The sequence below is a fragment of the Rhizobium sp. CCGE 510 genome (assembly GCF_000292525.1).
GTDB lineage: Bacteria > Pseudomonadota > Alphaproteobacteria > Rhizobiales > Rhizobiaceae > Rhizobium.
Map to the genome: position 1 here is coordinate 125265 of NZ_AEYF01000044.1, position 13478 is coordinate 138742.

Annotated in this window: 10 protein-coding genes and 1 tRNA gene; 4 read left to right on the top strand and 7 right to left on the bottom strand. The window is 59.6% G+C overall.

The features are described from left to right. Positions 1–12: 12 nt before the first annotated feature. The 3 genes from RCCGE510_RS20720 to RCCGE510_RS20730 all read right to left on the bottom strand — a co-directional run bounded on the left by RCCGE510_RS20720 (position 13) and on the right by RCCGE510_RS20730 (position 4155). Positions 13–1608 (bottom strand): ABC transporter substrate-binding protein, encoded by a 1596-nt coding sequence (locus tag RCCGE510_RS20720; RefSeq protein ID WP_007633190.1) that lies wholly within the window; start codon positions 1606–1608, stop codon positions 13–15. Between the two features lie 360 nt (positions 1609–1968). Further along, positions 1969–2451 (bottom strand): iron-responsive transcriptional regulator RirA, encoded by a 483-nt coding sequence (gene rirA / locus RCCGE510_RS20725; protein ID WP_003588420.1) that lies wholly within the window; start codon positions 2449–2451, stop codon positions 1969–1971. Positions 2452–2658: 207 nt separating this feature from the next. Continuing rightward, a complete protein-coding gene (locus RCCGE510_RS20730) occupies positions 2659–4155 on the bottom strand; it encodes a CoA-acylating methylmalonate-semialdehyde dehydrogenase (RefSeq protein WP_007633191.1) in 1497 nt (498 codons plus the stop codon). A 174-nt stretch (positions 4156–4329) separates the two neighbouring features. Here RCCGE510_RS20730 and RCCGE510_RS20735 point away from each other — a divergent pair, with 174 nt between their 5' ends. Next, on the top strand, positions 4330–4644 hold the full coding sequence (locus tag RCCGE510_RS20735; protein WP_007633193.1) for a putative quinol monooxygenase: 315 nt from the start codon (positions 4330–4332) through the stop codon (positions 4642–4644). Next, complete coding sequence (locus RCCGE510_RS20740) at positions 4641–5522, top strand: LysR family transcriptional regulator (RefSeq protein WP_007633194.1); 882 nt, start codon at positions 4641–4643, stop codon at positions 5520–5522. Before RCCGE510_RS20735 ends, RCCGE510_RS20740 begins: the two co-directional genes overlap by 4 nt. On the opposite strand, the gene RCCGE510_RS35235 is transcribed toward RCCGE510_RS20740, so the two are convergent. Continuing rightward, complete coding sequence (locus RCCGE510_RS35235; protein ID WP_007633196.1) at positions 5519–5686, bottom strand: hypothetical protein; 168 nt, start codon at positions 5684–5686, stop codon at positions 5519–5521. The two genes, RCCGE510_RS20740 and RCCGE510_RS35235, sit on opposite strands and share 4 nt — an antisense overlap. Positions 5687–5735: 49 nt before the next feature. Further along, a complete protein-coding gene (locus RCCGE510_RS20745; protein ID WP_007633197.1) occupies positions 5736–6173 on the bottom strand; it encodes a DUF4174 domain-containing protein in 438 nt (145 codons plus the stop codon). 763 nt (positions 6174–6936) lie between these two features. On the opposite strand from RCCGE510_RS20745, the gene RCCGE510_RS20750 reads away from it, so the two are divergent. Next, positions 6937–8253, top strand: a complete 1317-nt coding sequence (locus RCCGE510_RS20750; protein WP_007633198.1) for a reverse transcriptase domain-containing protein — start codon at positions 6937–6939, stop codon at positions 8251–8253. Positions 8254–8442: 189 nt separating this feature from the next. Here the strand turns inward: RCCGE510_RS20750 and RCCGE510_RS20755 are convergent. Further along, positions 8443–8519: transfer RNA gene (locus RCCGE510_RS20755), tRNA-His, on the bottom strand. Between the two features lie 130 nt (positions 8520–8649). Continuing rightward, a complete protein-coding gene (locus RCCGE510_RS20760; RefSeq protein ID WP_007633199.1) occupies positions 8650–9099 on the bottom strand; it encodes a phasin in 450 nt (149 codons plus the stop codon). Positions 9100–9313: 214 nt separating this feature from the next. On the opposite strand from RCCGE510_RS20760, the gene RCCGE510_RS20765 reads away from it, so the two are divergent. Continuing rightward, the gene (locus RCCGE510_RS20765) at positions 9314–13183 is read left to right on the top strand and encodes an ATP-binding protein (RefSeq protein WP_007633200.1); all 3870 of its coding nucleotides are present in this window, start codon (positions 9314–9316) and stop codon (positions 13181–13183) included. The last annotated feature ends 295 nt before the right edge of the window (positions 13184–13478 follow it).

The following is a 13478-nucleotide window of genomic DNA, read 5'->3' on the forward strand; positions in this document are numbered from 1 at the left end:
ACATTATTCTGGTTATTCGGAAACGTCGACGCCGTCGAAGCGGTGAATGCCGAGCGGATCCATGAAGAAGCCGGTGACCTTCTTGCTCATCGGAACGAAGACGAGCGAGTGATCGAGGGTCGCCCAGGGGGCTTCCTTCTTGAAGATCAGCTGCGCCTGCTCATAGGCCTTGGTGCGCTCGCCGACATCGGCGGTCAGCTTGGCCTTGGTCATCAGTTCGTCGTATTCCTTGTTGCACCACTGAGCGCGGTTGTTGCCGCCGACGGCGTCGCAGCCGAGCAGCGTATCCATGAAGTTATCCGGGTCGCCGTTGTCGCCGGTCCAGCCGAGGATGACGGCGCCGTCGCGCTTCACGTCGGAGGAGAGCTTCAGATATTCGGCCCATTCATGGGTGACGATCTCGACCTTGACGCCAGCCTTGGCGAAGTCGGCCTGCATCAGTTCAGCGGCACGGCGGGCATTCAGCATATACGGACGCGACACCGGCATTGCCCAGATCTTCATGCTGAGATCCTTGACGCCAGCATCGGCAAGAGCCTTCTTGGCGGCATCCGGATCGTACTTGTCGTCCTGAACAGCGTCGTTATAGGACCACATCGTCGGCGGGATCGGGTTCTTGGCAACGGCGGCCGCACCCTGGAAGACGGCGTCGATGATCGCCTGCTTGTTGATCGCCATGTTGAGGGCGCGGCGAACTTCCGGCTTGTCGAACGGAGCCATCTGCGTGTTGTAGGCGAGGAAGCCGACATTGAGACCGGCCTGTTCCATCACCGTCAGTTTGTCATCCTTCTTCAGTTCGGGAACGTCGGCGGCATTCGGATAGGGGATCAGGTGGCATTCGCCGGCCTTCAGCTTCTGGGCGCGGACAGCCGCATCAGAGGTGATGGCGAAAACCAGATCGTCGATCTTTTCCTTGCCCTTGAAATAAGTTTCGTTGGCCTTGTAGCGGATGACGGCATCCGGCTGGTAAGCGACGAAGGTGAAGGGACCGGTGCCGAGCGGCTGCTGGTTGAGCTGCGCCATCTTGCCGTCGGCGGCAAGCTTGTCGGCATATTCCTTGGAAACGATCGAGGCGAAATCCATGGCCAAATCGGCGAGGAACGGCGCTTCGGGATGGTTGAGCGTGAACTTGACGGTGAGGTCGTCGACCTTTTCGACCGACTTGATCAGATCCGGGAAGCCCATGCCGGCGGCGTATTCGTACGAACCGCCCTCGACATACTTGTTCCACGGGTTGTCGGATTTCAGCTGGCGCTCGAAGGAGAACACGACGTCGTCGGCGTTGAAATCGCGCGTCGGCGTGAAGAAGTCGGTGGTCTGGTACTTGACGCCGGGATGAAGCTTGAAGGTGTATTGCGTGCCGTCGGCCGAAACGCTCCAGCTGTCAGCCAGGCCCGGCTCGATCTCGGTGCCGCCATGCTTGAATTCGACGAGGCGGCTATAGACCGTGCGCGACGACGCGTCGAAGGTTGTGCCTGCCGTATAGAGGCTCGGGTCGAAGCCTTCCGGCGAGCCCTCGGAGCAATAAACAAGGGTCTTGGACCAGGCCGACGTCGCCATGACCGAAATCAGGGCCGTCGCTGCCAGCATGACAGAGATCTTTTTCATAATATTGTTTCCCGGTTGTTCTTTTTTGATGTCTGGAGACCGAAGATTGGCATCCCGATCGACGGTCGATGGAACGATATTTATCTACTGAAAGCAACGGGCTACGCAGAAAATTTTTCCACTTGGTCAATTTTAGAAATTTTCCGTCAAAAATCAGCCTCATTCGGACATATTCGGATAAAAACGTCCCGAAATTCGTCGTATTTTGGATAATTGCGCCTCTTAAGCGTGTCGCGATCGATCGGATTCGCCTGCTACGCGTGGATGTTTATCTCTTGCCGAGCCCGCGAGACGCGGCAAAACAAAAACCGCGATTGCCGGGGCAACCGCGGTTTCAAAACTCTGTCCTGCTGTTTAAATTCAGGCGGCGGGCGCAACGATCGCCGGTTTGCGATATGGCTGCTCGCCGGTAATTCCGAGAAGGAAATTGATCTGCGGACGCGCCTTGACCAGGTCGTCGATGGAATATTCCGACAGCACCGCGAAGAAGGCGTTGAGCGCCTTACGCAGCGCCGAATTCAGGCCGCAGCTGTCGACCAGCGGGCATTCGACCACGCCGTCATCCTCGAAGCATTCAGCCATGGCGAAACTGTCTTCCGTCACCCGAACGACGTCGAAGAGCGTGATGTCGGCCGCCGGCTTGCCCAAGCGCACGCCGCCATTGCGACCGCGCACGGTTTCAACCAGGCCTGCCTTGTTCAGCGGCTGAAGGATCTTGAAAAGGAAGAGCTCGGAAACGCCGTAAGCCCTGGCGATTTCTGGAATCCGGCTCAGGTGCCCGTCATTGGCAGCACAATACATCAACATGCGAACCGCATAGTTGGTCTGCTTCGTCAACCGCATGCCGATCTCCTGACTCGTGCCTGTTCGGACCTATATAGGCGGTTTGGTAGTTTTGAACAATTCCAAAATATGAAATTCGCATTCAGCTTATGAGGCCATTTGCCGCGACGTCAAATCCTGCTCCAGGCGCCGAACTTCAGTTCCAACAGATCGAACAAAACGGGGGCCAAAAAGGCCCCCGAATTACAGATCGATCTATCCTTCAGATCACTTCATCGTCGGCATGACGAATTCGGCGCCGCTCTTGATGCCGGAGGGCCAGCGGGCGGTGACGGTCTTGGTCTTCGTCCAGAACTTGATCGAGTCCGTGCCGTGCTGGTTGAGGTCGCCGAAGCTCGAGGCCTTCCAGCCGCCGAAGGAGTGGTAGGCGAGCGGAACCGGGATCGGAACGTTGATACCGATCATGCCGATATTGATGCGCGAGGCGAAATCGCGGGCGGCATCGCCGTCACGGGTGTAGATCGCGACGCCGTTGCCGTATTCGTGCTTCATCGGCAGCGACAGCGCCTCTTCGTAGTTCTCTGCGCGAACGACGGAGAGAACCGGTCCGAAGATCTCGGTCTTGTAGATGTCCATCTCAGGCGTGACGTGATCGAACAGGCAGCCGCCGACAAAGTAGCCGTCTTCATAACCCTGGAGCTTGAAGTCGCGGCCGTCGACGAGGAGCTTGGCGCCTTCCTCGACGCCGCGGTCGATCAGGCCGCGAACACGGTTATAAGCGTCCTTGGTGACGAGCGGGCCGAGGTCGGCCTGGTCGTCGGTGTAGGGGCCGATGCGCAGCGATTCGATCTTCGGGATCAGCTTTTCGACGAGGCGATTGGCGGTGTCCTCGCCGACCGGAACGGCAACCGAGATCGCCATGCAGCGCTCGCCGGCCGAGCCGTAGCCTGCGCCCATCAGCGCGTTGACGGCCTGATCCATATCGGCGTCCGGCATGATGATCATGTGGTTCTTGGCGCCGCCGAAGCACTGGGCGCGCTTGCCGTTCATCGCCGCGGTACCATAGACGTAGCGGGCGATCGGCGTCGAGCCGACGAAGGAGACGGCGCCGATATCCGGATCGGCGAGGATCGCATCGACGGCACCCTTGTCGCCATTGACGACGTTGAGAATGCCGGCGGGAAGACCGGCCTCGATCATCAGTTCGGCAAGACGGATCGGCAGGGAAGGATCACGCTCGGAGGGCTTGAGGATGAAGGCATTGCCGCAAGCGATCGCCGGGGCGAACATCCACATCGGGATCATGCCGGGGAAGTTGAAGGGGGTGATGCCGGCGCCGATGCCGACCGGCTGGCGGATCGAATACATGTCGATCGCCGGCCCGGCGCCCTCGGTGAACTCACCCTTGGACAAATGCGGAATGCCGCAGACGAATTCGCAGACTTCGAGGCCGCGGATGACGTCACCCTTGGCATCCTCGATCGTCTTGCCGTGCTCCTTGGAGAGCATTTCGGCAAGCTCGTCCATGTGCTTGTTCAGGAGTTCGACAAACTTGAAGAAGACGCGGGCGCGGCGCTGCGGATTGGTGGCGGCCCATTTCGGCTGCGCTGCCTTGGCATTTTCGACGGCGGCGCGCAATTCCTCGACGCTTGCGAGCGCGACCGTCGCCTGCACTTCGCCCGTTGCCGGATTATAGACATTGCTGACGCGGCCGCTGGTGCCCGCAACCTGCTTGCCGCCGATGAAATGACCGATCTCATGCATGGGATGTTCCTCCTGTTATTTGATGACCCACAGTCGCACTTCAATTTGCACAAATCAATGCGCTGATATAAGTAACCGTTGTGCGTATATTGTAGCTCTGCCGATGTGCCCGACGCTGCTGCTTCAAATTTGGCACGACATGCAGACAAGTCAAATCCAAGGAGAGGTAAACCGATGCGCTGGGAACCTGTCGTCAGAATGGCGGAGTTGGAGATCGATCCGGACAGGCTTGAAGCCTATCGCGCATTGCTCACCGAAGAAATCGAGGCCTCGGTCGCGCTGGAAGACGGCGTCCTTTCGCTCAGCGCTGTTGCCATCAGGGACAATCCAAACCGGATCCGAATTCTCGAAGTCTATGCCGACCAGCCGGCTTACGAGGCCCATCTGCGGACACCGCATTTCCTCAAATACAAGAGCGAGACGGCCGGCATGGTGACATCGCTGACGCTGATCGAGGTCGATCCGATTGCAATGCGGGCCAAACCATGAATTGGGACGATGTCCGGATTTTCCTCGCCGTCGCCCGCACCGGGCAGATCCTTGCCGCCTCGAAGCGGCTGGGGCTTAATCACGCCACGCTCTCGCGTCGACTGACCTCGCTGGAAGAAGCATTGAAGACGCGGCTTTTCATTCGCCGCACGAATGGCTGCGAGCTGACGGCCGAAGGCGAAGTGTTCCTGGCATCGGCGGAGCGGATGGAAACGGAAATGCTCGCCGCGCAAGCCAAGCTCGGCCACACCGATACGGCGATTGCCGGGACGGTGCGCGTCGGCGCGCCGGATGGGTTCGGTGTTTCCTTTCTTGCGCCGCGCATGGGCCGGCTGATCGAGCGCCATCCGGCGCTGAAGATCCAGCTTGTACCGGTGCCACGCTCCTTCTCGCTGTCGCAGCGCGAGGCCGATATCGCCATCACTTTGGAACGGCCCGAACAGGGCCGGCTCGTCTCGTCCAAGCTCACCGACTACACGCTCGGCCTCTATGCCTCGGGCGATTACCTCGCCTCCCGGGGCACGCCCGGTGATATCGACGCGCTGAAGGCGCATCCACGCATCGGTTATGTCGAAGACCTGATCTTCACCGCCTCGCTGAATTTCTCCGGCGCGGTGATGCGTAGCTGGGATGCGAGCTTCGAGATCTCGACGTCGATCGGGCAGACGGAAGCGGTGCGATCAGGCGCCGGCGTCGGCATCCTCCACGATTATATCGCCCGGCAATATCCCGAACTCCAGCGCATCCTGCCTGAGGTTTCGATAAGGCGGGCCTACTGGACGACCTATCACGAAACGGCGCGCGACCTCGTGCGCGTCAGGAGCGTCGTCGATTTCCTGCAGGAACTCGTCAGCGCCGAACGGCAGATCTTTCTTTAAACGCCGCGGACATGCCTTGCCGGCTCGTCGTTCTCATCGGGATTGGGAACCGGCGCCTCGTCAGGGAGCCTATCCGGCTCGGGTTCGGTGATCGGCGGCACCGGCCTCCAGCCGGGTGCCGGCATCGGCGGCTGATCGGGAATAGGTTCGTTGGGCACGGACATGACCGCCTCCCTTTTCACAATGTTCAATTAAACTGACATTCGGCCGGGATTATCTGTCCGGCTTCAGCGATTCGGCAGCGCGCATCGGCATGCTGTCGATGATGGCGAAAAGCTCGCCATCGGTGATCGGCTCGCTGAGCTTGAGCTTCACCGTGCCGTCCTTGCCGACAAGGAAGGCGGCGAATTCCCCGATCTCCGCCACTTCCAGATCGCGGCGGATGGCTTCGCCGTCGAGACCGTGCGCTGCACCGAAAACCTGCCGGACAGCTGCGCCTGAGATCTTGAGCACCACCATGTCACGCTCGTCGAGGGCCGCGCGGTTGGCCAACAACTGATTTTCCTGGCGGGCGGCGCGGGCATTGTCCTTGTCGGCGAAGATGACGAAGACGCGGTTCTTCCACTGGAAGGCAGCAAGGCTTTCGACCGGCGCATAAGCGCTGTTGGTCTCGTCGATTTTCGTCGCGCCGTAGAGAAGGGTTTTCGACATGCATATTCTCCCGTTAACTTGGAGAACGGCGTGAGGCGGCATGGGTTCCATCGAAAGGTCGGGAACCGGGTTTTCGTTTTGATCGTGTGGGGGAGATGGCACGGCTGGGAGCTCAGACCGATGACTGGCGGCCAACGGAATTAAATGTGGAAGACTGCGCGCAGTCCTTGCTTGAATATTGACGCAGCAATCGCACGTTAATAGTGTACCGAATCTGAGCTTTAGGCAGGACTCGCGGCGGGCGTCATTTCCGTCGGGACCGAGGGTCAATGCCACGGCGATGCGACAACGAGAGTTGCCGTACGCGTCGCGCGGAACGGGCCGAAAGGTCACGCTGCGGGGAACAGGACCGACACGTCCGAGACGATATCTTTAGCTGTAACCTTTACCATCAAGGGTACCTGTTGGGCGGCTAGTAGCATTTATTTCACGGGCGGGCCGGAGCCGGATGCGTCTTCGACCTTGTCAGGCAGGCCAAAAAGCGTAGCCTTGCCGGGAAGAGAGGATGACGAGCATGACATGCAAAAACGTGCCAACTCGGCGCGGGCCGGTCGGCGGAGACGCAAGTCTCTGACTCTGATCGGGCTGTCTCTGGCAGGACTCGCGGCGGGCGTCATTTCCGTCGGGACCGAGGGTCAATGCCACGGCGATGCGACAACGAGAGTTGCCGTACGCGTCGCGCGGAACGGGCCGAAAGGTCACGCTGCGGGGAACAGGAGCCGTCGGACGGGTCAGGCTTACCAACAGGACCCTAAGGACGCCTTTGACGTCATCCCTTCTTAAAGCTGTTTGGAAACAGGATAACATCGAAAATGCGTGGCGCGTTATTCAAGAGAATGCGCGAACGTCACAATCAGATACAGTTCGCAAGGAGATCGCGGACTTTGCGGAGGATTCCGGCGCTAAGATTCGGTCTCTTTGCAATCGGTTGTCGCGCGGTAAGTTCGAGTTCGGGCAATCAAAAGGAATCCCACTCCCGAAGCTGGATTCTCGGGGAGGCAAAACAGGCAAGTTTCGGCCCTTAGTGCTGGCGTCTGTGGAAGCTAGAATTGTTCAGCGCGCTGTCCTCAACGTTCTTCTAACCGTACCCGCGATAAAAGCTTACGTGGAAACGCCCCACAGTTTCGGTGGCCTTAGGCGTAAAATCGTTGCGGACGAGAACAAGCGGGACAATCCAACCGCCGTCCCAGCGGCTATAAAAGAAGCCCTGAAGTCTATAGAGGATGGCGCGCAGTTCTATGTGGCAGCCGATATCAGGTCATTTTTCACAAAGATATCGAAGTCGCGCGTTCTCACCATCATCAGGTCGGCGGTAAACGACGACCTGTTCGTGGACTTCATCGAGAAGGCGATCACCACTGAACTTTCGAACATGGCGATGCTTCGCGAGAAAGCTGAGGACTTCCCGATTCAAGACATCGGCGTCGCGCAGGGGAATTCCCTGTCACCGCTTTTGGGCAATATCATCCTAGCCGATTTTGATCAGCAGATGAACGACGGAGACTGCCGCTGCATCCGGTACATCGACGACTTCATTGTCTTAGCGCCTACCGCTAAAGCCGCCAATGCAAGGCTCAGAAAGGCGACGGCACTTCTCGAGACTCTCGGGATGGAACTGTCTCCTGAAAAGTCTTCAAAAGGCGCGATCTCCCTGAAAGTCGGATTTGTTTTCCTGGGTGTGGAGGTAAAGCCAGGGATTATCCGTCCAAGCACTGCTGCCCAAAGACGCTTCCTCACATCCTTGGAGAGCGCCTTCGTAGAAAGCAAAAAAGCCCTCTTCGCAGTTCAGGATGGCAAGACTCTCAAGAAAACCAATACCGTTATTGGCACCCTCAAAAAAATTGAAGGAGTCATTGACGGATGGGGAAAGCATTATTGGTTTTGCAACGACGTCCCGTTTTTCCAGGAGATCAATCGAAAGGTCGATAAGCTCGTCCGGGACTTTCTAGGCGCTTATCGTAGCACAAGAGAGAAAACACCTCCACGACGACAAAGGTCTCTACTTGGACTCCCCACACTTGAAGAGCAGGACCGAAGCCCGTTTGCATACCCCAAGAGGCTTGCCGTCGAGGGAGCTTAGTAGTCGCTACCTTATGCCATTCCGGGCGAGCCGATTTACATAGTCGGACTCGTACAGAATAAGCTTCCGTCGTCCCTGATTTCGCGCAACCCATGAGCGCGCCAGTCCCTCGTGGATACACCTCCCAAACAGATCCGATGTTCCAGACCCCGCCGTAGCAACTCTAATGATTTCATCGTGTGGGGGAGATGGTACGGTTGGGGGGTCTCGAACCTCCGACCTCAGGTGCCACAAACCTGCGCTCTAACCAACTGAGCTACAACCGCATAAATCGCGCTTGGCGCGACGGGGGTCACATACGAGGACTTGGCGATGAATTCAAGCCCCATTCCTCGTCAATATACAAAAAGGCTGGACGCGAGGTCCAGCCCTTTGTCTTCGATCGGTCAAGACCGATCAGGCAACCTTGAAGGAAGCCATGGCCTTTTCGGCGGCTTCCTTGGAAGGCTTTGCGAGCTTTTCGGCAACCTGCTTGGTGGTTTCCTGTATCGACTTCGCCTGCTCGACGGTCAGCTCGGCCTGCTTACGGATGAACGAGGTCTGCAGCTCAAAGAATTCGGCGGCGGACTTGACGCCGAGCAGCGCTTCGAAGTGCGACAGCGAGTTCTCGGAATTGACGCGCAGGATGTCGATCGCCTTCAGGCCGATCTCGACGGTGCCGGCCTGTGCCGTCTGCACGGTGGCTTCAAGCGTCTTGCCGGCTTCTTCACCAGCGGTCTTCAGCTTGGCATAGGCGTCCTTCGACTGCTGAGCGCCCTTTTCGGCGAAATCACGGAAGGATTCCGAGAACTTGGACGGGTCGAAAGAAGCGATTGAAAAAACGTCGTCGGTCTTTATGGTAGCCATGGGTCGCATCCTTTGGGCTGAGGCAGTCGCTGCCTGCAATAGTTGGGATGGTGCTTATATAAGACATTTCATTGTGCATTGCAACATTTATTGTGCGATGCACAAGACGTTAACCTTGCCGGCCGAAAACCCCCTCCTCTTCTAGACCCGCATGCGCCCCGCAGTTATTAATAAGCCGTTAATTTAAGAAGGCCGACAGCGACAAGGTTCGATCATGCCCGCAGTCCAATATCCGTTCATCGATATCGCCGTGCATGCACGGGTGCGGGAACGTTTTTCACGTGGCGAGGCGATGGTGCTGTTTTCGGCCGATCTTGCCCGTCTGCTCTGGGCAAACGGTGCCGGTGCCGAACTTTTCGGCCATTCGGCCGTCTATGATCTGCTCGACCAGGGCGTCGACCGCACTGACATCACCTTCCGCCAGCTGGAAACAGCCGCGCGCCAGCTGACCGATATCGGTGACACCAGAAGCCTGATGATCCGCGTTGCCAAGGGCTTCCAGCGTGTGCAGGTGCAGGCGGCGGCCGAACTGATCCGGCTTTCCTCTGGCGAAAAGGCCATGTTGTTTTCGGTGCCGGTCTCGGCAAAGCAGCTCACTTCAGGCGCCTCGGCGGCCCAGATGCTGCAGGGGCTTGACGATCCCGACACGCATATGGCGGTGATCGGCGCCAACGGCGACGTTATCGCCGCCTCGCTCGGCTTTGCCGCGCTCGGGATCTCCGAGCAGACCGCAAAGACCTTGATCAATCTTGCCGGCGCGCATCCCGACCGTCTGGTGAAGCGTCCCGTCGCCACCGGCAGAGGCAATCTCCCGGCAGCAGTCGGCAAACTCAGCGACGAGCCGGCGCTCCATCTGCTCTTTGCGGTGGAGACCGCGATCGGCCATCTCGACCCGATAGACGCGCCCGCGCCCGAACTGATCGAGCCGCCCACGCTCGATACGCCCTCGCTCGATGCGCCCGCGCAGGGAGACAGCCTGCCACTCGCCGAACAGCTCGGCGACGAGCCGGTTGCCGCCGCAGGCTTTACCGAAATCATCGAGGCGGTCTCGGGGATCGAGGAACTCGAGGAAACGCTGGAGGAAATCACCGGTGAAGATGAACTGTCGGCGGAGACGGCAGCGGCACCTGCAGACGAGGTGGTTGACGAGACCGATCTCGCCGGGCATGCGGAGCCGGAGAACGACAGCAGCGCGGATGAGGCCAACGAGCCGGCCGCGATCATCGAGGACGACCTGACCTCCGTCACGGAGACGGTGGAAACAGCGGCGACGGCAGAAGCGCCTGTCGAAGCCATCGAAGTGCTTGCCGAAGATGGGCCGGAAGCGGTTCACGAAGAGCCCGCCCTTGCAACGCCTGTGGTCCCCGACCCCTCCCCCATCCCTGAGCTTGCGGCTGAGCCCGGCTTCGTCTTCAGGCCGAACAGCCGCGCCACGCGCTTCGTCTGGAAGATCGATGCAGAGGGCCGTTTCAACGAGGTCAGCCACGAATTTGCAGATGCCGTCGGTCCGCATGCATCCGATATTATCGGTTCTGCCTTCGGCGATATCGCCGCCCTCTTCAATCTCGATCCCGATGGCAAGCTTGCCGAGGCGCTCGCCCGCCGCGACACATGGTCGGGCAAAACGATCCTCTGGCCGGTTGAAGGCACCAGTCTCGTCGTTCCTGTCGATCTGGCGGCGCTGCCGACCTATACCCGCAACCGCGATTTCGACGGTTTCCGCGGCTTCGGCGTCGTCCGGCTTTCCGATGCGCAGGAAGATCCGCTGGCACTCGGCCTGACACTCGGCCCTGACGGTATCGGCCATGATGCGGCCAGCCTCGGCCCGGTGGCCGAGACCATTGCCGAGGCGGAACACGCCGTGCCGGCAGTGCATGAAGAACCTGCAATCGAACCCGTCCTGACTGAGGAGGTCGAGGACCAGGTGTTTGCGGCAAGCGAGCCGCAGACCGAGACGGAGCCAGCAACGGAAGAGATTGCCGCCGGGCAGGCATCCATTGAGCAGGTGTCCGGTGAGCCGGTTTTCCAGGAAGGTGGCGCGGAAGCAGCAGACAATATCGCCGATGCCCGTGATGTCTCCGCCGTAGAGCCGGCAGCGGAACCTTCCGACGAGCCACCGGCGCTTCGCATTTCGGAAACGCCCAATCGCCGTTTCTCCGACAAGATCGTTCAGCTCCACAATAGCGGCGCCGGACTGACGGCCGCCGAGCAGGCTAATTTCCGCGAAATCGCCAAGCGTCTCGAGGCCTTCGGCGCCAGCAAGGACGAACCGGCTGCGCCGGCACCGAGCGAACCTGTGACCGAAACGGCCAGCTTCGAGGAGGCTTCCGGACCAGAAGACCTCACGGCAGAAACGGCCGGTTCCGACACGGTGGAATCACCTTCGCTGGAGGAGATCGCGCCGCAGGAAGCGATTTTCGAGAATGCCGTCGAGGCGCAGAGCGAAGACGATATCGACGCCGAGGAGCCTGATGTTATCGCCGAGGACGAGGCGACGGAGGGGCTGGAGGAGACGGTCAGCCAGATCGAGGTTCTGACAAGCTTCATCCCGCCGCGCATCAAGATGACCGACGGGCTTTCGGTCGGAACCGTCGACCAGCTCCCGGTTGCCGTGCTCATCCATGTCGGCGATGCGCTGCTCCATGCCAATCCGGAATTCATGCGGCTGACCGGTTACACCTCGCTCGACGCGTTGCGCGAAGTTGGCGGCATCGAAGCGCTGCTGCAGCGCCGGGAACTCGAGGAAAAGGCCGCAGGCTCCGGCACCATGATGCTGGTCAAGGCCGACGACAGACTGGTTCCGGTGACAGCGCGGCTGCAATCGGTGCGCTGGGAAGACGCCAACGCCCTGATGCTGGCGCTGATGCCGGTGGAAGGCAAGGATGATAGCCGCAGCGAGACAAATCGCTCGGAAGGCCGGTCCGAAGCGCGTCCCGAGCGGATGGTCGAAAAGGTCGCCAAGCTTCAGGTCGAGGTGGAGGAACTGCGCTCGATCCTGGAAACGGCGACCGACGGCGTCGTCGTCATCGGCACCGAGGGCGACATCCGCTCGATGAACCGGTCGGCCAGCGCGCTTTTCAATTACGATGAGCAGGAGACGCGCGGCAAACCCTTCGTCATGCTGTTTGCCCATGAGAGCCAAAAGGCTGTGCTCGACTATCTACACGGTCTGTCGGGCCATGGCGTTGCCAGTGTGTTGAACGACGGGCGCGAAGTGATCGGCCGCGAGGCCGCCGGCGGCTTCGTGCCGCTGTTCATGACGATGGGCCAGCTCACCTCCTCCAACGGCTATTGCGCCGTTATCCGCGATATCACCCAGTGGAAGCGCACCGAGGACGAACTGCGCAACGCCAAGGGTGCGGCCGAAACCGCCAACGCCCACAAGACCGATTTCCTTGCCCGCGTCAGCCACGAGATCCGCACGCCGCTCAACGCCATCATCGGCTTTTCCGACATGATGGCCGGCGAGCGCTTCGGGCCGATCGGCCATCCGCGTTATATCGAATATGCCAACGACATCGGCCGTTCCGGCAGGCACGTGCTGGATATCGTCAACGACCTGCTCGACATTTCGAAGATCGAGGCAGGCGAGATGGATCTCGATTTTGCCGCCGTCGGTCTTAACGAGGCAGTCTCCGAGGCCGTGGCACTGGTTCAGCCGCAGGCAAACGGCCAGCGCGTCATCATCCGAACGGCGCTGTCGCAGGCGGTGCCAGAGGTCGTGGCGGATCTGCGCTCGATCAAGCAGATCGCCCTCAACATCCTGTCGAACGCCATCCGCTTCACCCCATCAGGTGGGCAGATCGTCGTTTCCACCTCCTATGAGGCGAATGGCAGCGTCGTGCTCAGGGTCCGTGATACCGGCATCGGCATGACGCGCAGCGAACTCGACCAGGCGATGAAGCCGTTCCGGCAGGTTTCCTCGACCCAATCGCGCCATCGCGGCGACGGCACCGGGCTCGGCCTGCCGCTGACAAAGGCGATGGTCGATGCCAACCGGGCGGTGTTCTCGATTAATTCGGCGCCGAACGAAGGTACGCTCGTCGAGATCACCTTCCCGTCGCAGCGGGTGCTGGCCGGCTGATCGCTATCAACAAAAGCGACCGCCATAAAGAAAAGGCAGCCGAGGGCTGCCTTGAATTTGGTGCTGTTCAACAAGAGTTCAGTCGATCACCATCATCGAAAGCCCCGCTGCATAATTCCTTAGATCGGAACCGATTTAAGGACAGATTATGCAGCAACTTAAAGTGCTACAGCGTCCTTTGCGCGTCTGAAAAGACGCGCGGCGCTGTAGGGCTCCAGGCCGCCTCGTTCATATACGGCCCCCAAGTTAGCTTTAGATTTGACAAACCTTTCTTAACGAAAGGTTTCCATGACAG

Coding starts and splice junctions, on each gene's coding strand:
- RCCGE510_RS20720 (WP_007633190.1), bottom strand. CDS start 1,608: ATGAAAAAGATCTCTGTCATGCTGGCAGCGACGGCCCTGATTTCGGTC.
- rirA (WP_003588420.1), bottom strand. CDS start 2,451: ATGCGGTTGACGAAGCAGACCAACTATGCGGTTCGCATGTTGATGTAT.
- RCCGE510_RS20730 (WP_007633191.1), bottom strand. CDS start 4,155: ATGCATGAGATCGGTCATTTCATCGGCGGCAAGCAGGTTGCGGGCACC.
- RCCGE510_RS20735 (WP_007633193.1), top strand. CDS start 4,330: ATGCGCTGGGAACCTGTCGTCAGAATGGCGGAGTTGGAGATCGATCCG.
- RCCGE510_RS20740 (WP_007633194.1), top strand. CDS start 4,641: ATGAATTGGGACGATGTCCGGATTTTCCTCGCCGTCGCCCGCACCGGG.
- RCCGE510_RS35235 (WP_007633196.1), bottom strand. CDS start 5,686: ATGTCCGTGCCCAACGAACCTATTCCCGATCAGCCGCCGATGCCGGCA.
- RCCGE510_RS20745 (WP_007633197.1), bottom strand. CDS start 6,173: ATGTCGAAAACCCTTCTCTACGGCGCGACGAAAATCGACGAGACCAAC.
- RCCGE510_RS20760 (WP_007633199.1), bottom strand. CDS start 9,099: ATGGCTACCATAAAGACCGACGACGTTTTTTCAATCGCTTCTTTCGAC.
- RCCGE510_RS20765 (WP_007633200.1), top strand. CDS start 9,314: ATGCCCGCAGTCCAATATCCGTTCATCGATATCGCCGTGCATGCACGG.